This is a genomic window from Rhodoferax sp. GW821-FHT07F03 (assembly GCF_059418745.1).
Window position 1 is genome coordinate 58,173 of the sequence record NZ_JBWKQM010000008.1, and the last position, 20,882, is coordinate 79,054.

19 protein-coding genes are annotated in these 20,882 nt (G+C 62.0%); 4 read left to right on the plus strand and 15 right to left on the minus strand.

Translation table 11 applies throughout. The features are described 5' to 3' along the window. Positions 1-6 precede the first annotated feature (6 nt). From AC07R0_RS13415 to AC07R0_RS13450, 8 genes are all read right to left on the minus strand, one after another. Complete coding sequence (locus tag AC07R0_RS13415; RefSeq protein WP_495096428.1) at positions 7-1,233, minus strand: catalase family protein; 1,227 nt, start codon at positions 1,231-1,233, stop codon at positions 7-9. Next, the gene (locus tag AC07R0_RS13420) at positions 1,230-2,702 is read right to left on the minus strand and encodes a Dyp-type peroxidase (RefSeq protein ID WP_495105184.1); all 1,473 of its coding nucleotides are present in this window, start codon (positions 2,700-2,702) and stop codon (positions 1,230-1,232) included. The genes AC07R0_RS13415 and AC07R0_RS13420 overlap by 4 nt, the downstream gene beginning before the upstream one ends. Further along, positions 2,699-3,988, minus strand: coding sequence for a hypothetical protein (locus tag AC07R0_RS13425; protein WP_495105185.1), 1,290 nt, complete (start codon positions 3,986-3,988; stop codon positions 2,699-2,701). Before AC07R0_RS13425 ends, AC07R0_RS13420 begins: the two co-directional genes overlap by 4 nt. Positions 3,989-3,996: 8 nt before the next feature. Continuing rightward, on the minus strand, positions 3,997-4,428 hold the full coding sequence (locus AC07R0_RS13430) for a hypothetical protein (protein ID WP_495105186.1): 432 nt from the start codon (positions 4,426-4,428) through the stop codon (positions 3,997-3,999). Between the two features lie 35 nt (positions 4,429-4,463). Next, on the minus strand, positions 4,464-6,320 hold the full coding sequence (locus AC07R0_RS13435; RefSeq protein WP_495105187.1) for a GMC family oxidoreductase: 1,857 nt from the start codon (positions 6,318-6,320) through the stop codon (positions 4,464-4,466). A gap of 18 nt (positions 6,321-6,338) precedes the next feature. Then, positions 6,339-8,846: a hypothetical protein gene (locus AC07R0_RS13440; RefSeq protein ID WP_495105188.1), complete on the minus strand. Its 2,508-nt coding sequence runs from the start codon at positions 8,844-8,846 to the stop codon at positions 6,339-6,341. 249 nt (positions 8,847-9,095) lie between these two features. Then, complete coding sequence (locus AC07R0_RS13445; protein ID WP_495105189.1) at positions 9,096-9,572, minus strand: hypothetical protein; 477 nt, start codon at positions 9,570-9,572, stop codon at positions 9,096-9,098. Between the two features lie 269 nt (positions 9,573-9,841). Beyond that, on the minus strand, positions 9,842-10,735 hold the full coding sequence (locus tag AC07R0_RS13450; RefSeq protein ID WP_495105190.1) for a LysR substrate-binding domain-containing protein: 894 nt from the start codon (positions 10,733-10,735) through the stop codon (positions 9,842-9,844). A gap of 182 nt (positions 10,736-10,917) precedes the next feature. Between AC07R0_RS13450 and AC07R0_RS13455 the strand changes: the two genes are divergently transcribed. Both AC07R0_RS13455 and AC07R0_RS13460 read left to right on the plus strand, forming a co-directional pair. After that, a complete protein-coding gene (locus tag AC07R0_RS13455; protein WP_495074480.1) occupies positions 10,918-11,319 on the plus strand; it encodes a nuclear transport factor 2 family protein in 402 nt (133 codons plus the stop codon). 227 nt (positions 11,320-11,546) lie between these two features. Beyond that, positions 11,547-13,784, plus strand: coding sequence for an NADP-dependent isocitrate dehydrogenase (locus AC07R0_RS13460; RefSeq protein WP_495105191.1), 2,238 nt, complete (start codon positions 11,547-11,549; stop codon positions 13,782-13,784). 153 nt (positions 13,785-13,937) lie between these two features. On the opposite strand, the gene AC07R0_RS13465 is transcribed toward AC07R0_RS13460, so the two are convergent. Further along, positions 13,938-14,606, minus strand: coding sequence for a hypothetical protein (locus AC07R0_RS13465; protein WP_495105192.1), 669 nt, complete (start codon positions 14,604-14,606; stop codon positions 13,938-13,940). 344 nt (positions 14,607-14,950) lie between these two features. On the opposite strand from AC07R0_RS13465, the gene AC07R0_RS13470 reads away from it, so the two are divergent. Together AC07R0_RS13470 and AC07R0_RS13475 are read left to right on the plus strand one after the other, a co-directional pair. Then, on the plus strand, positions 14,951-15,514 hold the full coding sequence (locus tag AC07R0_RS13470) for a heme NO-binding domain-containing protein (RefSeq protein ID WP_495105193.1): 564 nt from the start codon (positions 14,951-14,953) through the stop codon (positions 15,512-15,514). Next, a complete protein-coding gene (locus AC07R0_RS13475; RefSeq protein WP_495096421.1) occupies positions 15,507-17,051 on the plus strand; it encodes a putative bifunctional diguanylate cyclase/phosphodiesterase in 1,545 nt (514 codons plus the stop codon). The genes AC07R0_RS13470 and AC07R0_RS13475 overlap by 8 nt, the downstream gene beginning before the upstream one ends. Positions 17,052-17,227: 176 nt before the next feature. Here the strand turns inward: AC07R0_RS13475 and AC07R0_RS13480 are convergent, their stop codons facing one another. The 6 genes from AC07R0_RS13480 to AC07R0_RS13505 form a co-directional block, all read right to left on the minus strand. After that, positions 17,228-17,761, minus strand: a complete 534-nt coding sequence (locus AC07R0_RS13480) for an energy transducer TonB (RefSeq protein ID WP_495105194.1) — start codon at positions 17,759-17,761, stop codon at positions 17,228-17,230. A gap of 95 nt (positions 17,762-17,856) precedes the next feature. Continuing rightward, positions 17,857-18,114 carry a hypothetical protein gene (locus tag AC07R0_RS13485; RefSeq protein WP_495105195.1) on the minus strand — a complete coding sequence of 86 codons (258 nt, stop codon included), beginning with the start codon at positions 18,112-18,114 and terminating at the stop codon, positions 17,857-17,859. An 87-nt stretch (positions 18,115-18,201) separates the two neighbouring features. Then, complete coding sequence (locus tag AC07R0_RS13490; RefSeq protein ID WP_495105196.1) at positions 18,202-18,771, minus strand: RDD family protein; 570 nt, start codon at positions 18,769-18,771, stop codon at positions 18,202-18,204. Between the two features lie 171 nt (positions 18,772-18,942). Further along, complete coding sequence (locus tag AC07R0_RS13495; protein ID WP_495105197.1) at positions 18,943-19,434, minus strand: GNAT family N-acetyltransferase; 492 nt, start codon at positions 19,432-19,434, stop codon at positions 18,943-18,945. A 526-nt stretch (positions 19,435-19,960) separates the two neighbouring features. Further along, positions 19,961-20,302, minus strand: coding sequence for a hypothetical protein (locus tag AC07R0_RS13500; RefSeq protein ID WP_495105198.1), 342 nt, complete (start codon positions 20,300-20,302; stop codon positions 19,961-19,963). Between the two features lie 34 nt (positions 20,303-20,336). After that, entirely contained in the window at positions 20,337-20,765 is a 429-nt protein-coding gene (locus AC07R0_RS13505) for a hypothetical protein (protein ID WP_495105199.1), read from the minus strand. Positions 20,766-20,882 lie beyond the last annotated feature (117 nt).

Here is a 20,882-nt window from a genome sequence, read left to right on the forward strand (position 1 = left end):
CATATTTCATTCAAACTTTTCATCGCCCGTAGGCTCGAAGTGTGGCACCGCATTCATCTGGTGGCGCAGCTTGGATAGCTCGTAGTACATGCGTTTGCGGGCCCGGCTCTGGTTGCCCAGGGGGCGGTGCTCGGCGATGCTGTGCCAGGGGTTGTACGACAGGCGCTTGGCAAACTCCATCTGGGCGGGCGAGTCGAACTGCTGGCGCGGGATGCGCAGTGTGGCGGCGCTGATGCGGGGAGACAGGCGCTCGGGCCACAGCACGGCTGCATTTTCAATCGGCATGAGGTGCGGGTCGGTTTGCAGCTGCAGGCGCACGTCCAGCTCCACGTCGCCCATGGCGAGTGACTGGACCATGGCGGCGCGCAGGTAGTCGTCCGGCGGGCGCAGCGGCAGGCGGGGTATGGGCGTGCGCTGCGTGCTTTTGGGCCAGAAGGAATACTGCATGGCCTGGCCCTCGCCCAGTAAGTACGGCACGCAGCTGAAGTAGGGCGCCTCCAGCGGGCTGCTCTGCGTCTTGGTCCACAGGCCTTGCATGATGGCGTCGAGGATGTGCGTGCGCTGCAGGTTGAAGAAGTAGAAGATCTGCGCGTTCTGCAGGCTGGTCTTTTGCAGTTGGGCGTTGGCCATGACGTCGGGGGTGACGAAGGTGGGCGGCGACACGCCGAACATGTCTTGGGTGAACTTCTCCTCATCCATCAGCTTGGGGCCGGGCACATCCATGAGCTTGACACTGATGCTCATGAAGCCTACGTCGTCAATATCCGGTGTGATGTAGGGGCCAGGGCCCGAGAAGCGCACCCAGGCAGGGTAGCTGCGCGGTTGCGCATAGATGCCGTGGCGTAGCGCAGGAGGCAGGTTGTCGTGCACGATGAACTCGGCGCGCACGATGCCCTGGGTCTTGGTGTTGCCACCGCGCTCGAAGCCGCCGGGTTTCCATAGTGCGCGCATCTGCTCTTGAAAGCTCTGGATGATGGAGTCGACGAAAGCCTCCTCGCCGGGCAGCAGCTTTTCTTCGGCGATCTTCAGGCCCTCGTTGGGGCGTTGGGCGTTGATCAGCGCCGTGGTCAGTCGGGCCAGCGGGTCGCGCAGCAGGGCATCGAAGGCGGGGCGAATGAAGGGGTCGATGCGGCGCTCCAGCTGGATCAGCGCCAGCGAGGTATCGGACAGCCAGTTCTTCACGGTCGAGCCGGTATTGGCGCGCGGCACCGGGCGGCTGGTGTTGGAATTCATGGTGTCTCCCCCTTATCACCAAGGTGCGCCAGGTAGCGCAGTGCGCGGATGCCGGGCAGAAAGAAATAGGCACCGCCGCGCACGGTGACGAACTGCGGCAAGCCGCTGAGCCGCTGGTCCGGCCCTTGGGTCTGGGGCATGGAAAACCCATCCACCACGCCACTGCCCAGCCCGGGCGCGCGGTTGCCCAGCAGCGGGTCGTTCTCGCCCTGCAGGCCATCGAAATGCGGTGAGTTCAGCCAGGCGCCCTGCACGAATTCAAACTGCCGGGCGATGTTGGCACCCAGGCATATGAAGTGCAGGCCGGTAGGCGTTTCACCGGGCGGCCCGTCCTGGCCATAAGCGCGGCCGCGCCGCAACAGGCGGTGGAAGCGGGTGGAGGGTACGCGGTCCTGCTCCAGCGCGGTGGCATCAAAACCCAGGGTGCGCGTGAGCCACGGCAGCAGGCCGGGGGCACCCGCCGGCAGGTCGGCATTGCGTGGATTGGCGCGGCGTATGTGGGCGCCCAGTGGGCATTGCGTGCCGCGTGGGTCGTCGCTGTAGTCGAAGGCGTTCAGGTCGTCTGCCGGTGTGCTGGGTAGCAGCGGCTGGCCGTCGCGTGTGCGGCCCAGCATGGCGGCGGCCAGTTGCTCCTGCCGCGCCGTGTCGCCGTCGGCCTGGGCGTGCAGGCATTGCCAGAAGCCCTGCACATCCTGCTCTAGCTGGCGCAGCACCAGGTAGCTGCCGTTGCGGCCCAGGTCGGCGTAGTCGGGCTGGTTTTCCGCACGCGGCAATAAACCTATTTGATCTTGCTGTTGGTCAAGTAGGGGGCGGTCGGTGTAGCCGCCGTATTCATTGGGGTAGCCCAGCAGGAATTCGCCCAGGCAGCTGAGGTTGGTGTACTTCAGCTGCTCGGCATCGCGCACGGGGCGGTCGCGGCTCCAGTCCAGCAGGGGCTGGGAGATGCCGTCCATAAAGCCAAAGGGCTCGTGGTCGCCGCGCTCGCTACAGCGCAGGCGGGCCAGGGTGTCGAAGCCGGCGGCGCATTGCGCTTCCACCGCGCTTTGCCAGGCATTCAACTGGCCGGGCAGGGCGTACAGCATCACCAGCACATGGGGCAGCTTGGCGTCGGCTCCCCACGCCCATTGGCTGGGCGCGTTGGCACCCACGTCGCCCAGGCGGCGGGAGCGGCTGGGGTCACCGCCCATGCCGGCGATGAACTCGGTGGAAAACCCATCTACCACCGCTGTCGGCACGCCCAGTGCGCGCAGGCCATTGCTGCTCAGGGCAATCTGCAGCACGGTGGCCGGCGGTGGTTCGGCCGGCGCGGCGCTGGCCACCGGGGCGCTGGCCAGCCAGGTGCGGGCGGCGGCCGGGTCCTTCACGCGCAGCAGCAGAAAGCAGGCCTGGCTGTGGTGCTTGTAGCCAAAGCGCAGCAGGCCCTGGATGTCGTCCAGCTCCACTGGCGCTGCGCTGTTGATTGTGCTCATAGCAGCCTCAACCAGGCCTGAGCCTGGGCATCGGTCATATGGGGGCGCTGCAGGCCTTCGCGGATGCGCTGGTTGCGCTGCATGTCGGCCAGCGTCAGACCGGGGTAGGCCTTGTACCAGACCTGGGTGGGAACCTGGTGGCGGCGCTGGTAGTACTTGAAGACCTGCTCCTGCCGCGCGCCACCCAGGATGAGCCAGCGTGTGCGCGGCCAGCCCAGGCCGTTGCTGAACACCAGGTTCAAGCCCCAGGCCACCTTGTTGATGAAGTCGTCCATATAGCCCTGGTGGCTGCCGTCGTAGTTGCTGGTGAAGAGCACGCGGCTTTTGTCGTCCAGAAATACCCAGCGCGCGAAGTGGATGGTCTGCACCCGTGCCAGGTGGCCACGGGTGAATACGTGGCGGCATGCGTAGTCGATCAGCACCAGCAGCAGCGTCACCAGCCAGCGGCGGAACAGGCCCGGCTTGACGGCGCCCAATGCGGTGTACTGGTTGCTGGCGTCGAAGTCCTCCAGGTCTTGCAGTGCCTGCAGGTCGGCCGGGTAGGGGCGGGGGCAGATTTCCACATCGGTCTCCTCGCGACTGCGCAACTGGTAGACAAGCCAGGGTGACAGCAGCACCAACAGGGGCAGCAACGCCAGCCCTGCCAGTGGCACGGCCAGCAGATGCAGCAGCTGGCCCAGGCTCCAGGCCAGCGGTGTGGGCGGTGGCGGCGTCAACGTGAGCCGGCCGGCCTGTATCTCGGTCTCGACCACCGACTGAAGTGCACGTCGCACGGTTTGCGCATCGGCAGCGCTGGTGCGTGGCAGGCGTGCCGACAGGGCGCGCTGCAGCGTGCTTTCCTGCTGGATCTGCTGCACGCTGCGCCCCAGCCAATGGACGTAGCGGGCGGCAATCGGGCGGTCATGTGCCAGCATCCAGCCCAGCAGGTCAGCGGTGGCGTCAAAGCCGGCGCAGTGGGCGAAGATGCGCCGCAGCCCGTCGCCCGCGTGCTGCACCAGATCGGCCAGGCAGTCCTGTGCCGCACCGTCGCAGTCGCCCATGAACGCCAGGTAGGTGGGCAGGCGCGGGCGTGGCAGGCCCAGTGTCTCCAGGTCTATCTGCAGCGCGTCGTCGAGCAGTACCAGGCGCGCAAAGTGCAACTGCTGGAAACGGGCGAACGGCAGCACCGGGTTATGGGCATCGGCCATGCCGGGGCTAGCGTTCATGCCATCCAGCAAGTTACGCAAGCTGATTTCGCGCCCCTTGGCCAGCGGCGCCACCACGGTGAATTGCGACTGTGGGGTCACGGCGACCTTTAGAACTGCAGGCAGAAGTCGATGAGCCGCTCCTTGCCCCAATACACCTTGCCCAGGTAGAAGTTGGGGCCGATCAGGCGGATCTCGTCGCGGATGTAGTGGGCGATGACCGATGTGTCGGAGTAGTCCAGCACGATGCATTCCTGCCCGTCCAGCCAGCTTTCGCCTTTGTAGACCTTGGCCAGCACGGCCTCGAAGCCGAACACCAGCACCTTGTTTTTTAGCAGGCCTTTTTCGGCGTCAAACACCTTGCCTTGCCAGCCGAACATATTGATCAGATGGGCAATATGTTCGGTGTACTTGGTGCCGGGCGCAATGATGGCCGTGCCGTTGGCCGAGCCATTGGGTATGTCGCCTGCCGGGCTGGCCCGGAACAAATCGTCTAGCTGCACCTGGCTCATCGCCAGCAGTTGTTTTACGTCGTAGGCCATGCTTTCTCCTTGTGCGGTTGCCCGCTGTAAAAAAACTAGGTGGGCGCTTGCGCGGCGTCTTGCAGCATCACATCGGCGGCTTTTTCACCCACCATATAGACCGCCGACGCGATGAAAAAACCGGGTATGCGCGGGAACACCGATGCGTCCACCACCCGCAGCCCTTGTGTGCCGTGCACGCGAAAGCGGCTATCCAGCACGCCGCCATCCTTCGCTGCACCTATGGGGCAGGAGCAGGATGCGTGGTGGCCCCAGGCCGTGTTGCGCACGTAGTCGGCCAGGGCTGCGTCGGTTTGCACCTGGGGGCCGGGCAGGCACTCCTCGGCGACCAGGCCCCGGGCCAGCAGTGGCGCGGTCAGGCTGCGCACAAAGCGTATGGCCTGCACCACGGCCTGCAGGTCGCTGCCCGTGGCATCGCTGCCTTCTTCAAAGTAGTGAAAGTTGACCTGTGGCGTGTCGCGCGGGTCGGCCGAGCGCAGGGTGATGCGGCCGGCGCGGTTCAGGGTGTGGGCCTTCAGCACGGCCCAGGTCAGCCTGTCGCTGTGCTGGCGTATCAGCTGCGAGAAGCCCGGGGCATAGCCCTCGAAGCGGGCGGGCAGGGCCATGCAGAAGATGTCTGGCTCCGGCTGGTGGCCGGACGAGCGGCGCACCAGGCCCACGGCGGCCCCATTGGTGGCGTACATGCCGCTGCGCTGGGCATGCCATTCCTGCCACTGCGGGTCGCCCCGCATGAAGCGGGCGCCGGCCAGTGCCTGCCAGGGCCTGGCCATGCGGTGGGTTACGGCTACCTCGTAGCGGTCTTGCAGATTGCGTCCTACGCCAGGCAAATCCACCTGCAGTGGAATGCCGTGGGCCTGTAGCCCGTCTGCCGGGCCTATGCCCGAGAGCATCAGCAGCTGCGGTGTGTTGAAGGCCCCGCCGCACAGCACCACTTCGCGCAAGGCGCGTACCTGCTGGCGCCGGCCAGGGCTGCTGCTGGCCTGGCTGTGCGCGCGGTACAGGCGCGCACCCTTGAGGAATTCCACGCCCTCGGCCCTGCCATCTGGCCCCAGCAGCACCCGTGTGGCCAGGGCATCCAGCTCGATGTGCAATTGGCCCGGGTGCCGAGCGGCCACCAGCAGCAGGCGCTCGCGGGTGCCGAACCGGCTGGCTTGCACCGTACTGGTGGGGGTATAGCACAGGCCTTCAAAGCTACCGCCGCCCCAGGGCCGCGCATTCGGGTCGCCCTTGCCACGCAGCCAGCGCAGGGCGCTACGCAGCGGATGGGCCAGGCCGCCAGTGAATGTGCGCGCGGTCTGTGACACCAGGCCCACCATTTGCGCATCGCCCAGAGCCTCCAGCGGGATGGCGCGCTCTGTGTGCAGCCAGCCGTTCCAGCCGTGGCCGGTGGGGTTGATGCCCAGGTGGCGCAGGGCGCGCCACAGCGGGCGGTGGTGGCAGGACTCCACACGTTCGGCATAGCGCTGCATGTGGCGGGCCTGCCAGCTGCGGTCACTGGTCAGCTCGGCGATGTGGTTCCAGTCGGAATCGTGCGGGCGCATGAAGATCATGGCGTTGTGCGCGGTGCAGCCGCCCAGGCCGGCCGCGCGAGGGTAGAGCACACCCTGGCGGCTGGCGTTGTACTTGGGGTCGCGCAGCTGGCGTGCCTCGTCGCCGTAGTGGCGTACCTGGAAGTTCCACGCCATGGCTTCGTTCTCGCAGGCAAAGCTGTGGAAGGCGGGTACGTCGTAGTCATCGGGCAGACGCGGCCCCGCCGTGGTACGCGGGTCACCGCCGGCCTCCAGCAAAAAAACCCGCATGCCGGCTTCTACCAGGCGCGCTGCCAGCGTGCCGCCGCCTGCCCCCGATCCGACGATGATGTAGTCCCATGGTCGTCTTTCGGCGTCGGTCATTTGGTGGGGTATGGGCGCTTAGAAGGTCTTGATGAAGGCGATCAGCGCACGCTTGTCGTCGTCGCTCAAAACTGGCTCGGTTCCGAATGACTTCTCGTCTGCGCTCAGCCCTTCTTGCTCGTTGAATGCTGCGGTGCCAAAGTAATGGCCGCGATTGACCACAAAGTCCGGGCATTTACTCAGGCGCAGCATGGGCGCGCGCAGGTTGGCGAAGGTGTCGCGCAGTTGCTCGTCCGTGGCGTTCTCGGGCGCGGTCAGCAGGTCGGCCTTGAGCTTGAGCGCCATCTCGGTCACGTCGCGCACCTGGGCAGCTTTGTCGCCCAGGTCGCCGCTTTCGCTACGCAGCTTGAGGTTGGCGATCAGGTTCACAGGCATGCCTTTGGGGATGGGGCCCAGCACCACGTCGCTGCCCGAGCCGACCAGCTTGGGGAACCAGCGGTGCAGCATGCCCTGCAGCGGCTGTAGCGCATCGGGCATGAAGCCGTCGGGGATGATGACCTCGCTGCGCTGGGTGGTGCGGTCTATGGTGCCGGGTACCTTGTTGCCCAGCACGCTGTCACGCTCGCGTTTTTCGGGCCACAGCAGCTGCTCGATGGAGGCGTCAAACACCTTCATGCGGCTGGCCACCGAGGGGCTGGAGTCAAATGGCCCCAGGCTGTTGTTCAGCAGGAATGGCGCGGTGGACCAGATGCTGATCAGCGACGGCACGCGGGTATAGCCGCGCCCGCCGGCCGGCATGGCATAGGGCACCAGATCGCCGGTGAACGGGTCGTTCAACGTGACTGTGCCCACCGATGGCAGCTGCTTGTACGAGGTGGACGAGAAGTCGTTCCAGATATTGCCGCCCAGGGCATTGGTGGCCAGCGGGCTGCAGACATTGGTGCGCAGCAGCGTGGCCGGTATGCGCGCCTCGGTGGACAGGTAGTTGCCCTGCAGGAAGTCCGGGGCCTGTACGATCTGGCGCATCTGCGACTTGTAGCCATCGGTCTGCGTCCAGCCCCAGTAGCGCTTGAAGCAGGCCAGGTAGCCGGCGCCGGCACATTTGTCCGGGTCCAGCGCCAGTTCGGGTGGTGGGGTGGGGGCCTTGCTGGAGTGGCAGCGCGCGCAGGTGTCGGCGAACACCTCTTTGCCGCGCTCTACCGTGGTGCTGTCCTCGGCCAGGTAGGTTGCGCCACCGGGGGCGTCTTTCAGATGATCGGGTTGCGCGGCTTTCAGGAAGAACAGCGCGGTATTGGGTGTGCCGGCCTCGGTGGCCTGCCAGTAGCCCGAGTTCTTTTGCGCCACCGCAATCTGGATCGGCGTGATGATCTTGCCGCCAACCACGGGATTGAAGTGCAGCAACCATTCCTCGCTGAACAGGCCGATGTTCAGGTACACGCGGTTCAGCGCGCCCAGCAGGCCCACCGAGTCGGCACCGTCTTTCAGCACATGGGGTGTACGTGTGGTGCCGCTGGCTTTGTCATAGAACTCCGTGAGCGGGCCGCTGGTGAAGAAGTCGTTGAACTGCTTGTTGTCGCGCTCGCCGCCGGTCAGCTTTTCATGCCACAGGTTTTTGGCCAGGCCCATGCGGGATGCGAAGTCGTACACCGCGTTCATGGTGCGCGGGTTGTTGATGCTGTCGGTGGAGATCAGCGAGGTGTCCATGGCGCCGGGGCGGAAGGTATGCGCCAGCTGGAACATATAGTTCTTCTGCCCCTCGGGCTTGTTGGCGTTGTGGATGAACAGCCGGTCCACCCACATGTACTGCGCGCCGACGGACGAGCTGAGGTTGGCGAACTTGGGGTGGGCCGGGTCGTCCGGCGGGTTTACCGGGCTGGGCCCCACATGGCAGAAGCCGCAGGACATGCCCACGCGGTAGGGGCGCACCAGGTCCTGCCGGTTGTAGTAGGTGGGGTCGGTGTAGTACTTCTCGGCGTTCCATTCCTTGGCCGCCTTTTCGTCAAATGCCGGGTTGGGGAACAGGCGCAGGCCCATGATGCCGGTGGCTTCGCCGTAGAACGAGCCCACGGGCAGCGGGTTGCCGCGCGCGCCTATGGCTACGCCGGGGTACTTGCTGGCGTTCTCGAACGGGTCGGGGGTGCAGCCCTTGCTGCGCTGGTCCAGCCACAGGCCCTGGTGCTTGGGGTCGGGGCCGGTAGCCTTTTCAAAGCAAGGTTCGTTCACCAGGCCCAGGTAGCTCCACCGGCTGTCGCGGGTGTAGCCCTGGCTGGGGTGGGAGCTGACCATCTTCAGCAGGTCGAAGGCGCCAAAGGTGTAGTTGGTCAGCTGGTTCCACATGCGGTCATTGCCACCGGTCCAGACCAGCCACATATTGCGCCCGGTGACTTCTTCGGGCGACAGGGCTACGGCACCGTCCATGTCGTGGAAGTAGTCCTCGCTGGCATGGGGAAAGCTTTTGCCGTTGCGCCCGGCCAGCAGGGCCTCATCCAGCACGGTGCCCGGTTCCTGTCCTTTGGAACAGGCCGCGAGCAGCAGCGCCAGTGCCAGCAGCCAAGGGATTCTTGTTTTACAGCCATTCGATGCCATTGCCATCTCCCGTTGACTCTGCTCAGAACAAGCCAGCCACAGCTGCGTAAAAAATGCAGCTTTTGCCTACTAGTTATCAAATTCGCAAGTTGTAAACATTGCGCCTTCTTTGTCGAAAAGTAAAGTTCTGGTAAGCGTGGAGGTAGTCTAGGCCGAGATGTGGCAGCAGGCATCCCTTGAAAGATGGATAAAGCCACGCCGGCCAAGCTGCGTGTGGCGTGCGGCGTGGCTTACAGGCCGGGCCTGTACTTAGGCCGGGGTGTTGTCGGTGCCGCTAGGCCAGACCATTACGGCCTTGGCGGGCTGGCCGGACTTCACCACGACCTGCTGGTGCAGGGTTTTGCCGTCCAGCGTCGCGTCCACGTTGTAGGCGCCGGGCGCCAGCTTGGCCAGCAGGAAGGGGCCCTGGGCCTGGGTGTCCAGCGCGGTCTGGCCATGGGTGTCGCGGACTTTGACGGCCACGTCGGCCGCATATTCGGCACCGTGGCGGGTCTTGATGGCGAACTCCAACGTTAGCGGCCATTGCTTGCTGGCGCTTTGGATGGCGCTGGCCTCGCCGTCGCCGATGCCGCCGCTGAGGTACTGCACAGCTCCGCTGTGGTGTACAGGTGGTAGCAAGGTTTCGGCATGCAGATGGCCCAGGCTCAGGGCCAGGGTGGTAAGGCCAGCGACCAGGGCCGTGCGCCGGATGCGGCGGGTGGTGGCGTGCATTGTGGCGAATGTCATGGGGTTTCTCCAATCCTCAAAGTTGGTGCGGCGAGGAATTGCAGTGCGCCGCACCTTGCACTGCTTGGGTGTGGCGAAATCTTTGCGCTGCAGACTTAGGCGGCGCTTAAAAACCTCAGCCCATGCCGCACTGCGAGGCTTGGTATTTGCTATCTTAAAAATAGCTACTTGCGCAGGTTATATGTGGGCTGGAGACCTATTTCTTGTGAGGCGAATGGTGGCATGCCGGCCCGTGTTTCCGTGTGGTAAAGCCGGCCAGGCGGGACGGGCTAGCTGGCGCTTGCGTGCGGTGTGTTGAGTTGCGCCAGCAGCCAGGCCTGGAATGCCTGCAGCTTGCGTTGCTCCGCGCGGTGGGCCGGGTAGGTCAGAAAGTAAGCCATGCCACTGGGCACCTGCTGCGCAAATGGCATGGCCAGCACGCCGTCGTCCAGGCTCTCGCGCAGCAGGGCCGGGTCGGCAATCGCCACGCCCAGGCCCCGTGTGGCCGCGGAAAGTGCCATGTCCAGTGTGTCGAAAACCTGGCCTTGGCCCGGCGCCGGCATGGGTTGGCCCACTGCCTGCAGCCACAGCGCCCATTCGCGCAGCCGTGGGTCGGGGTGCAGCAGCGTGTAGCGGGCCAGGTCGCTGGGGCTTTGCAGCTGCGGCAGCAGGGCGGGGGCGCACAGCGGCGTCAGCCTTTCCTGCATCAGGGCCACCTCTACCAGTTGCGGCCAGCCGCCACGCCCATGGGCCACGATGGCATCCACGCCGGGGCTGCTGAAGTCCGGTGCGTCGCCCCAGTGCGTGGCAATGCGCACCTCCAGGTCGGGCAGGGCTTGCCGCAGCTTGGGCAGCAGCGGCAGAAACCAGCGCGATGCAAAGGTGGGCGGTAGCTGCAGCGTCAGCACGCCGCGGGCCTGTGCCAGCTGGGCTGTGGCCTGTTTGAGCGTGTTGAAGGCCTCGTGCACGGCGGGCAGCAACTGGCTGCCTTCGGCGCTGAGCGCCAAGCCCTTGGCCTGCCGCACGAACAGCGGGCAGCCATAGAAGTCTTCCAGCAGCAGGATCTGCCGGCTGACCGCGCTTTGCGTCAGGTGCAAGGCCGTGGCCGCGCGGGTAAAGCTGCCCAACTGCGCGGCGCTCAGAAAAGCCTGCAAGGCATACAGCGGTGGGAGTTCGGATGGCATGGTTAAGGCATGCGTTGAACGCATGGGGTGTCGGCGAATTTTTCGTTAGGTTATAGCAGGCGTTATTCCTAGAATTTCACAAAACCGATCGCGAAGGCATTCCTATTTTGCATGGAATGGCAGCGGTTGGGCCGGCTGGGCCGCAGGCCCAGGTTTCGTTCCACCACCAGAAAGAAGACCACATGACCCCCTCCACATTGAACAGCCCCTACGTTGACACCGTGGCCCAGTACCTGGCCCATCTGGAGCGTGGCGACGTGGACGCGCTGAGCGCGCTGTTCAGCGCCGACGCCCAGGTGTTTTCACCCTTTCTCGGGTGGATGGCGCCGCACCCGTTTTTCACCAAGGTACGTGACGCCTCCGGCCAGAGCCGTATCGAGACGCTGGATATCCTGGTCAGTGCGCAGGGTGCGGCACGGGCGGTGGGCTATTTCGTCTACCACTGGCAACTGAAGGACGGGAGCATGGTGCATTTCGACTGCGCTGACGTGTTCGACTTCGACCCCGAGGGCCGTATCGCGCGCATGACCATTGTCTACGACACCCATCCCATCCGCGCCGAGGTGGGTGATAAGTACGCTTGACGGTTTTACACGCAGGTTTACGTGCTATTGAAATAATAGCTTGCTGTGCATGGTTTGTATGCGTCGAATGCATATTTGACGGGTTATTTCTGTGTTAGCGCAATGCCTGACGCCTGGAAGCACGTGCACCCTCAAGTAGACTCTTGGGATGTGGCGGTCGCGCAAGCGACTCCGCTTAACCGCTGCGAGCGGCTCACACATTTGTTAAATGCACTAGAGGACGAACTATGGCTGCCGAAAAATTCAAGATCTTTTACACCCTGACCGACGAAGCGCCGCGTCTGGCAACCTACTCGTTGTTGCCCATCGTTCAGTCTTTCACGGCGGCAGCCGGCATCGAAGTGGTGACCAGCGACATTTCCGTGGCAGCCCGTGTGCTGGCCGAGTTTCCCGAGTTCCTGTCCGATGACCAAAAGGTTCCTGCCACCTTGGCCGAGCTGGGTCGCCTGACCCTGCTGCCCGACACCAACATCATCAAGCTGCCCAACATCAGCGCATCCGTGGGCCAGCTGCAAACCTGTATCAAGGAACTGCAAGCCAAGGGCTACGCGATTCCTGACTTCCCCGAAGATCCCAAGACCGACGAAGACAAAGCCATCCGTGCGCGCTACTCCAAGTGCACCGGCAGCGCGGTAAACCCCGTGCTGCGCGAAGGTAACTCCGACCGCCGCGCCCCCAAGGCCGTGAAGGAATACGCCCGCAAAAACCCGCACAGCATGGCCGAGTGGAGCCAGGCTTCGCGTTCGCATGTGTCGCACATGCACCATGGCGACTTCTACCACGGTGAAAAATCGCTGACGCTGGACAAGGCCCGCGACGTGAAGATGGAACTGCTGACCAAGAGCGGCAAGACCATCATCCTCAAGCCCAAGGTCTCGCTGCTGGACCGCGAAGTCATCGACAGCATGTTCATGAGCAAGAAGGCGCTGGTCGAGTTCTATGAAAAAGAAATCGAAGACGCACACAAGACCGGCGTGATGTTCTCGCTGCACGTCAAGGCCACGATGATGAAGGTGTCCCACCCCATCGTGTTCGGCCACTGCGTGAAGATCTTCTACAAGGACGCGTTCGAGAAGCACGGCGATCTGTTCAAGGAGTTGGGCGTCAACGTCAACAACGGCATGGCCGACCTGTACACCAAGATCGCCACCCTGCCGCAAAGCAAGCAGGACGAGATCAAGCGCGACCTGCACGCCTGCCACGAGCACCGCCCCGAGCTGGCCATGGTGGACTCGGCCAAGGGCATCACCAACTTCCATTCGCCCAACGACGTCATCGTTGATGCCTCCATGCCGGCCATGATCCGCGCTGGCGGCAAGATGTACGGTGCCGATGGCCGCCTGAAGGACGTGAAGGCCGTCATGCCCGAATCCACCTTCGCCCGCATCTACCAGGAAATCATCAACTTCTGCAAATGGCATGGCGCTTTCGACCCCAAGACCATGGGCACCGTGCCCAACGTCGGTCTGATGGCCCAGCAGGCCGAGGAATACGGCTCGCACGACAAGACCTTCGAAATCCCCGAAGACGGCGTGGCCAACATCACCGACCTGGCTACCGGCGAAGTGCTGCTGAGCCAGAACGTGGAGCAGGGCGACATCTGGCGCATGTGCCAGGTCAAGGACGCCGCCATCCGCGACTGGGTCAAGCTGGCTGTCAGCCGCGCGCGTAACTCCGGCATGCCCGTGGTGTTCTGGCTGGACGCCTACCGTCCGCACGAAGCGCAGCTGATCACCAAGGTCAAGATGTACCTGCACGAGCACGACACCACCGGCCTGGACATCCAGATCATGAGCCAGGTCCGCGCCATGCGCTACACCCTGGAGCGCGTGATCCGCGGCCAGGACACCATCAGCGCCACCGGCAACATCCTGCGCGACTACCTGACCGACCTGTTCCCCATCATGGAACTGGGCACCTCGGCCAAGATGCTGTCGGTTGTGCCTTTGATGGCCGGCGGCGGCATGTACGAAACCGGCGCGGGCGGCTCGGCCCCCAAGCACGTGCAGCAGCTGGTGGAAGAAAACCACCTGCGCTGGGATTCGCTGGGCGAGTTCCTGGCCCTGGCCGTCAGCCTGGAAGACCTCGGCATCAAGGCCGGCAACGCCAAGTCCAAGGTGCTGGCCAAGACGCTGGATGCCGCCACAGGCAAACTGTTGGATAACAACAAGAACCCCTCGCCCAAGACCGGCCAGCTGGACAATCGCGGCAGCCACTTCTACTTGGCGCTGTACTGGGCCGAGGCCTTGGCCGCCCAGACCGACGACGTTGAGCTGCAAACCCGCTTTAGCCCCTTGGCCAAGCTGCTGGCTGAGAACGAGCAAAAGATCGTGACCGAGCTGAATGCGGTGCAAGGCCAACCGGTAGACATCGGCGGCTACTACCTGCCTGACGTGTCCAAGACTGATGCCGTGATGCGCCCCAGCGCCACGCTGAACGCAGCACTGCAAACCGTCGCCGCCTGATAGCTCACTGCGCAGACCGCGCAGTGCCGCCATGCGTATACGTGCCACACGCCAGCCCAGGCTGCCGTGTGGCATTTTCTTGTGTGCTATTGAATTGGTAGCTGCTGGCGCAGGTGGAATCTGCGCCAGAGTCTGATTTTGCTTAAATGGATTTCAGTGCAGCTTGCCGTACTGCGTCCCGCCTGTCATGTTGCCGCCTTCCAGTGGCATCAGGTCGGACTGGTATTCCTGCTCGCCCACGCGTATCGCAGGCGGCGCCTTGCCGCGCTGCAGGGCTTCCATGAAGGCTATCTGCTCGGCGGGCGAAACGGGTTGGTAGGTGCGGCGCGATAGTATCGGCATCGATTGGTGGCCGTTGGCGGCTGTGGCGGCGGTAGTCGCCACCGGTTTGGGCGGCTCGAAACTGCCGCTACGCGCCGGGTCGCCCGCGCGGGTGCGGCGCTCAAACTGGTCCTCGGTCTCGCTGACGCGCCAATACACGCCGTCTATCAGCACGCCGTAGCGCTTGAAGGCATCGGTGCGCAGGCTGTGTTCCATGGCCGCAAAACTTTTGCCCTTGCCGTGGGCCCCAGCGGCGAACGACTTCGCCACATCCACCATGGCGATGAAGCGGTGGTGCCGCTCGTCCACCGGCATGAGCTTGAAGCGGTACATATTCGACACCACTTCCATCGACAAAAACGACTCGCGGATCGACTGGTACAGCCGCTCCTTGCGGTAGGCCTTGCGCTCCTCCAAATCCATGCGCCGTAAAGACGGCTCTGCCAGGGGCTGGGCGGTCACGGCTGTGGGGCGCTGGAATCTTTTGAGAAATGCAAACATGTGGCGTGCTGCTAGTCCTTGGATGGAAGTACCCGTGCTCTGGTAGCGCGGGGGCTGTCTCATTATGTGGATGTCCGGGGTTGTTTGGGGAAGCGGCTTGCTTCGTTTTAGGGACGCAAAGCTAAAACCCAATTGCTCTTGAATATATAGCAGCTGGCGCATATTTTGAAAGCGTAGGAGCACTATTTTGCACGTGATTTTTGCGCTAGGCGGCCGTACGCGTGGACCCGCCTGGCGCTTTTGTCTACGTGCATGCATGCCTTGTCATCAGACCTCCCCGCAGAGTGCACAAATCGTTACACTGTGTAGCATCTGCACGCGATTCACTTCGATGGAGAGCCATTGTGAAAGGTATTGTTTTTACCGAGTTTCTTGGCTTTGTGGCCCAATGCTATGGCGAAGATATGGTGGACGACATCATCGACGCCAGTGCCTTGCCCAGCGGCGGCGCATACACATCCGTAGGCACCTATGACCATGGCGAACTGGTGGCGCTGTGTAATGCACTGGCGCAGCAGACGGGGGCAGCTGCGCCCGAGCTGGTACAGGCTTTTGGCGTCCATCTGAGCGGGAGTTTTGCCAGAGGCTACCCCGCATTTTTTGCCCGCTGCAGCCATTTTTTCGACTTTCTGGAAAGCATAGAAGAGCACATTCACAAAGAGGTGCAAAAGCTTTACCCAGACGCCGAGCTACCCACCTTTACCGCGCTGGAACGTAGCGCTTCGCGCCTGGTGCTGGACTACCGCAGTCCACGCCAGATGAGCGATCTTGCCGTGGGGCTGATCCAGGGTTCGGCCCAGCAATTTGGCGTCCAGGTCCATGTTCAACCCCAGGCCTACGACAGTGAGGACGGGCCCGTGGTGCGTTTCGTGATCGACGTGGCGGGCGACACACCTGACCATGCCTAGCGACACCCCAACGCCTGACCCAAGCGTTGCCGCGCTGGCCGAACGTGTGCGCCGCATGGAGGCGCGGCTGGACCGGGAGCGGCGTGCCCGCGTCGAGGCAGAGCACCTGCTGGAAGAAAAATCGCGGGCCTTGTATGAGGCCAATCTGGCACTCAGCGCCCTGGCCAACGATCTGGAGCAACGCGTCGAGGTGCGCACCGAAGAGCTGCGCACCGCGCGCCAGGCCGCCGTGGTGCAGGCCGAAACCGATGCCCTGACCGGCATTGCCAACCGGGCCGCATTCACCCGCAGGCTGGACGACACCCTGAGCAATACGCATGCGATGCGGGCCGGCGTGGCGCTGCTGCTGATCGACCTGGACAACTTCAAGCACGTCAACGACACCCAGGGCCACCAGGCCGGCGACGCCCTGCTGGTGGAGGTGGCGCACCGCCTGTCCGAGGCCTTGCGGCCGGACGATGCGGGCCGCACCGGCGACTTGGTCGCCCGACTGGGCGGGGACGAGTTCGCGGTTATCGCCAAGAACATAGGAGCCCAGCAGAACGGGCTGCGGCTAGCGCAGCGGCTGCTGGCCGTGCTGTGCCGCCCGGTGCTGTTCAACGGTGCCAGCATTCCATGCTACTGCTCCATCGGCTTGGCGTCGGCCGAGCTTCCCGATGAGCCTGCCGGCACTCTGCTGGGCAATGCGGACCTGGCCTTGTACGCGTCCAAGCGCATGGGGCGTGCCCGCGTGACCTGCTACGAGCCCAATCTGCGCATCGAGGTGGAGCACCGCGCCCGGCATGAAAACGAGGTGCGTGAAGCCGTGCTGGCCGACCATATCGAGCCCTGGTTCCAGCCCGTGTTTCGCTGTGACCTGGGGCGCCACAGTGGCGTGGAGATGCTGGCGCGTTGGCATGTCTCCGGTGGCGAAGTGCGGTCGCCCCAGGCCTTTTTGCGCACAGTGGAAGAGCTGGGCCTGCTCGACGTGATGATGGAAAACATGTTGCGCCGCGCCTTGTCCGAAGCGTTGCCCCTGGTGATCAGCGGCGCCTTGGACTACCTCGCGGTGAATGTGTCGCCCACCCAGTTCAACGCGGGCTGGGCCCTGCGCGCCTTGCCTCTGCTGCTGGCCCAGATCGGATTCCCGGCCCGAGCCTTGGTGATCGAGCTGACGGAAACCGCGCTGCTGCAGGACACCGACCTGACCCGCTCCATGCTGTTTGCGCTCAATGCCCAGGGCATGCGCATTGCGATAGACGATTTTGGTGTGGGCTATTCCAACTTCTCGCTGCTGCGCCAGCTGCCGTGCGACTTCCTCAAGCTGGACCGTACGCTGAGCGTGGACGTGGAGCGCGACGAGTCCGCGCGGGCGCTGACCGAATGCATTCTGGCCCTGGCGGCGCGCCTGAAGATCCAGGTAGTGGCCGAAGGCGTGGAGACGCTGCAGCAGTCGCACTATCTGCTGGAGGCTGGCTGCGCGGCCCAGCAAGGCTATCTGCATGCGCGGCCGCAGCGAGATCTGGCCGCCTTGTTCACACCCGCTGCAGCGCTTTAATGCTTCCAAAATAGTAGCTGCTAGCGCAGGGTTTATCTGCGCTGCAGGTACTTTCAAGTGAAGGCCATCGAACTTTGATCAACGTGGCCAGAGTTGCTTGAGGAACTGTTCGATCTCGCTGGGCCGCGAATGGGTGATATGGGCCCACATCAGCCCTTCAATTCACTCCAAAGCGGTCACTCCCGCAGATAGACGAAGGGAGTCGTAAAAACAATCCGCAAAGTTCCGGCAGGGAAATCGGGAGGGAATGGCCCTCCGGCTACTTCTTTCAAAATCTTTTTGGCATGCGCCTCAAGAAACCTATCGGTACCCTTCAGTAGTTCTGCTCGCTCAACTTTGCCTTTGGCGCTAACCATTACCGACATTAGTATTCGGCCATACACGGACGCGCCATTGCGTTTCGGAAAATTCTCCGTGCCCTTCTGCTCAATCTCGTGCTTGAAATGTTCAACGTAGTCTCGGAGAGACGACTCTGGTGTAGCGGGTGTGACGTATCTAGTTCCCTTTCCTAACTGCCGTTCAATCTCTTGGGAGATTCGCCGGAGCTCTTCTATCTTTATCGCTTTCTGCCGAGCTTCGTCCGAATCACTCTGCGTTGGCTGCCCGATTGAATTCGGACTCCCCTGAGCCCAGGCGCTTGCGGGAATCGACACCCCGCCAAATATGCCCAGGGCGCAGAAGTAAAAAAGAGACGTTGTCAGCAGATTCATTGGAGTAATTCAACAAACGTTGTCGGTTGACGTGAAAGTCGGCCCCTGACCAAAATGAGCGACGTCGGGGACTGACAGCTTCTGGCCGAGTGCCGTCAGCATGGAGCAGCTTCGCCCTCGACCCATACGAGCTCACCTGGATGGTGCTGGTCGATGGTGTCTAGCGCTCCTTCAAGCGTTTCTACATTGCTGTCCCCCAATGCGTAGTTGAAGCGCGTCAGGTTTTTATATTTATTCGCGTCAAAGTCAGCCTCAGACATGGCATCTGTGCCGCACCAAACAGCCGCCCCGGTGGGAGCAGCTTGCAATAGTGCTTCACTTAACCCCTTTGCCGTGATTGCAAGGTAGACCATATTTTCATCGTTATGAATAATTGCCGAGTGCGCCGCACAAACGTCTAGTTTTGGCCGTATGTTGCCGCAGCTTGAGGTCGAAATGCGTCACGCGTTCACTACGTAAGTGCCAGCGGCGACGTCTCCGAGGCGCCTACTTTCTTTGCCTAGGGCGAATGCCCAGTCAATAAAACCCAGCCCGTTGAACATATTTCGAATGAACGAACGAGGTAGGCCGCAGGCGTCTCCTGTAGACCTCTCTAACACCTTAATATTCATCCAACGCTTTCCGATGCTCTGACCAGTCACCCCATCCTTGAAGAAGATATACATAAAGGCCAAAGTCAGGGACGCATAGCCAACCGGGTCGGAAAATGACTTCGGCGTGTACACGTAAACGGGGAAATTGACCACAAACAGGACAAGCCAGAGTCCGCCGAAATCCACCGCGCCAGCGACGAATCGCCGCCACAGAGGAGCGAGCATCTCTTGCTGCAGTGGCTGTAGCGAGGTTGTCCTTTGAGCTACCACTTGAACGGCTTGCTCTGTATCGGCACGGGAAGCCAACTCCTCCTCAAGTACGACTCTAGCGTCGGCTGTAAGGTCGGTCGACTGTAGCTTAAGCAACTCTTCTGTTGCAAGCCGGTCATAGTGCTGCCTAAGAAAGCTGGACTCCATATCTTCCTATTGTTGTTTGCCTGTAAATCTTATTTTGTCAATTACGGCTTCTCGTGGAGAGTTGCCTCAGCTCGGGTCTTAAATATTCAAGTCATCATCAAAATGACGGACGACTGGCGGGCGAGTGTCTGCTTCTGGCCGACTGTAGCCTGTTGGCGTTCTCCCCCATTCCTATGGTTTGGCCGTTGGGAGTTCATACCGTGCGAATGAGGAAGCCCCAATCTGGACGACGCTGTGCAGGGAAAAGCCAAAACCCTCATAGAGGTCTCGCAACGCTTGACGGTCTGCGATGCAGTCAAGGCGAAGGTGAGTTCGTCCAAGCTGTTGAGCTAGAGTTCTTGCATATGACAGCAATTGGGTCGATACACCCTTTTTCGCCCATGCTCTATGCACAGCGAGCTTGTGAACGAAGGCGGAGGTGCCCAGCGGAATTTCAGGCCAAAAATAAGCGTCTTCCAGTTCGAACTTCAGGACGCCAGCCAGTTGGTCGCCATCACGAGCGACATGGAAGAGCCCAGCACATGCGTCTCGCTGAACGCGGTCAAGGGTAAATTCGGCTGCCGACCAAAGCCCTTTACCGTCGTTGATGAGCCACTGCGCCGCCTCTTGTAAAACTGAGGCAATCATCGGTGCATCGGTGCGGCACGCTTCCTGAATGTTCATGAGTAGGGAAGAGGGGTGACGTCGTTCAATGAGTGTCCGGGGCCAAGGTCCGGTGTTGGCCGAAGCCGGTCAACTGGCTGGAGTCAAGCTGCACTCGCCAAGATTTGAGTTAAGAGTCATTATTGCGACTCCCGGCTCCGATTCGACCAAATCCCCTTAGCTCGCTCGTAACAGGCACCGCACAGAAGCTGAATGTTGAGCTTCTTCTCAACTTCAGGTGTCCACTCGCCCCCTGCCGCCTCCCTAGCGGCCTCGCAGGAAGAGCACCATGCATCTGGAAAACGCTGGGTAGACCCAGCAGGCCAATGGAAACCAGTCGGATAGCCGGTACTAAGTGATTGAACGATGTGCTGACAAACGAACGACTCCTCTTGCCAGCCGTGAGATGAACAGTTGACTTTGGCCGATTCACTCATTTGTCTATGCCTTATGTTGGAGTTAATGGTTTTGATAGCGCCTTTTCGGGATTCGGTACTGAATGTCGGCTCCTGGCCGACCGCGGTCATCGTAGCAGGAGCTACAGGACTCATAAATTCAAGCGCGGCTCAATACCTGAAGCCGACGATAACAAATGATTTGTCGCCGTAGCGAGGTCGAACTGTTCAAAGCCAGGAGTAGCGATGGAGCCGTCAGAAAGCAGTTCAGAGACGTTGAATCCTTCTTCAACATCCTCGTAGTACATGACCATCGTCCCCGTTTGCGCAACCACAAAGACCAATTCGCGATTGCCAAATCGCGATAAGTTCACTTGACGAAACGGCACACGCAAACGGTCAAAAAGGGTAGCAATATCTGGCGGACTGTCAGCAAGCTGATTCGCAACCAGTGATTCGAGCTCGTGTACAGAAATAGGAACCCAGGGTCTCATAGCTTTCCAATGTCGGGTATTGGCCGACTGCTGTCTACCGCGGCGAGGACCATCGAACGGTGAGTATGCATGCCGGCTGGACGCCAAATGCCCGATGAAACACGCCTGGTCCCCATATGACAAAGTCACCATGGCGGCGCAAAGTGTGCGACAAGATGTCCTGCGACGGGAAGTCAGCGTTCACAGAGAACTCAATTCTGAATTCGCTGGTTGGGCTCACCAACACAGACATCGTCCGCCCCTCGCTCAACGGCTTGGGTTCACCGTTCGGATTTCGCTCCGGATGAGAGAACCATTTCACGCACAGCCCGGCAACAAGCTCGTTTGCGGGCACATGGCGCAGTTCGCCAGGTGGTTCCTTGGTCCAAGCGCTGAATCCGACAAACCAGCCTGTTCCGCTCGTGTCCAAATCGCCGGCGTTGCCGAACTCCACGTTCTGCTCAAGAAACTGCTTCGAATGCATGCCGAATTTTGCCCTCGTGTTGTACGTCCAGTTTTGGCGGCGGATTCAGCCGTATAGGGCGCGGCTGAACAGGGTCCGAAGCCGAAGGTTAACTTTACCCAGAGCTGACATGTTAAA

Bases quoted from the DNA above. Each gene is read 5' to 3' on its own strand.
- AC07R0_RS13505 (WP_495105199.1), bottom strand. From the start codon at position 20,765: ATGCATTCGAAGCAGTTTCTTGAGCAGAACGTGGAGTTCGGCAACGCC.
- AC07R0_RS13455 (WP_495074480.1), top strand. From the start codon at position 10,918: ATGACCCCCTCCACATTGAACAGCCCCTACGTTGACACCGTGGCCCAG.
- AC07R0_RS13445 (WP_495105189.1), bottom strand. From the start codon at position 9,572: ATGACATTCGCCACAATGCACGCCACCACCCGCCGCATCCGGCGCACG.
- AC07R0_RS13480 (WP_495105194.1), bottom strand. From the start codon at position 17,761: ATGAATCTGCTGACAACGTCTCTTTTTTACTTCTGCGCCCTGGGCATA.
- AC07R0_RS13495 (WP_495105197.1), bottom strand. From the start codon at position 19,434: ATGAACATTCAGGAAGCGTGCCGCACCGATGCACCGATGATTGCCTCA.
- AC07R0_RS13500 (WP_495105198.1), bottom strand. From the start codon at position 20,302: ATGAGACCCTGGGTTCCTATTTCTGTACACGAGCTCGAATCACTGGTT.
- AC07R0_RS13450 (WP_495105190.1), bottom strand. From the start codon at position 10,735: ATGCCATCCGAACTCCCACCGCTGTATGCCTTGCAGGCTTTTCTGAGC.
- AC07R0_RS13490 (WP_495105196.1), bottom strand. From the start codon at position 18,771: ATGGAGTCCAGCTTTCTTAGGCAGCACTATGACCGGCTTGCAACAGAA.
- AC07R0_RS13440 (WP_495105188.1), bottom strand. From the start codon at position 8,846: ATGGCATCGAATGGCTGTAAAACAAGAATCCCTTGGCTGCTGGCACTG.
- AC07R0_RS13435 (WP_495105187.1), bottom strand. From the start codon at position 6,320: ATGACCGACGCCGAAAGACGACCATGGGACTACATCATCGTCGGATCG.
- AC07R0_RS13430 (WP_495105186.1), bottom strand. From the start codon at position 4,428: ATGGCCTACGACGTAAAACAACTGCTGGCGATGAGCCAGGTGCAGCTA.
- AC07R0_RS13475 (WP_495096421.1), top strand. From the start codon at position 15,507: ATGCCTAGCGACACCCCAACGCCTGACCCAAGCGTTGCCGCGCTGGCC.
- AC07R0_RS13485 (WP_495105195.1), bottom strand. From the start codon at position 18,114: ATGGTCTACCTTGCAATCACGGCAAAGGGGTTAAGTGAAGCACTATTG.
- AC07R0_RS13460 (WP_495105191.1), top strand. From the start codon at position 11,547: ATGGCTGCCGAAAAATTCAAGATCTTTTACACCCTGACCGACGAAGCG.
- AC07R0_RS13420 (WP_495105184.1), bottom strand. From the start codon at position 2,702: ATGAGCACAATCAACAGCGCAGCGCCAGTGGAGCTGGACGACATCCAG.
- AC07R0_RS13415 (WP_495096428.1), bottom strand. From the start codon at position 1,233: ATGAATTCCAACACCAGCCGCCCGGTGCCGCGCGCCAATACCGGCTCG.
- AC07R0_RS13465 (WP_495105192.1), bottom strand. From the start codon at position 14,606: ATGTTTGCATTTCTCAAAAGATTCCAGCGCCCCACAGCCGTGACCGCC.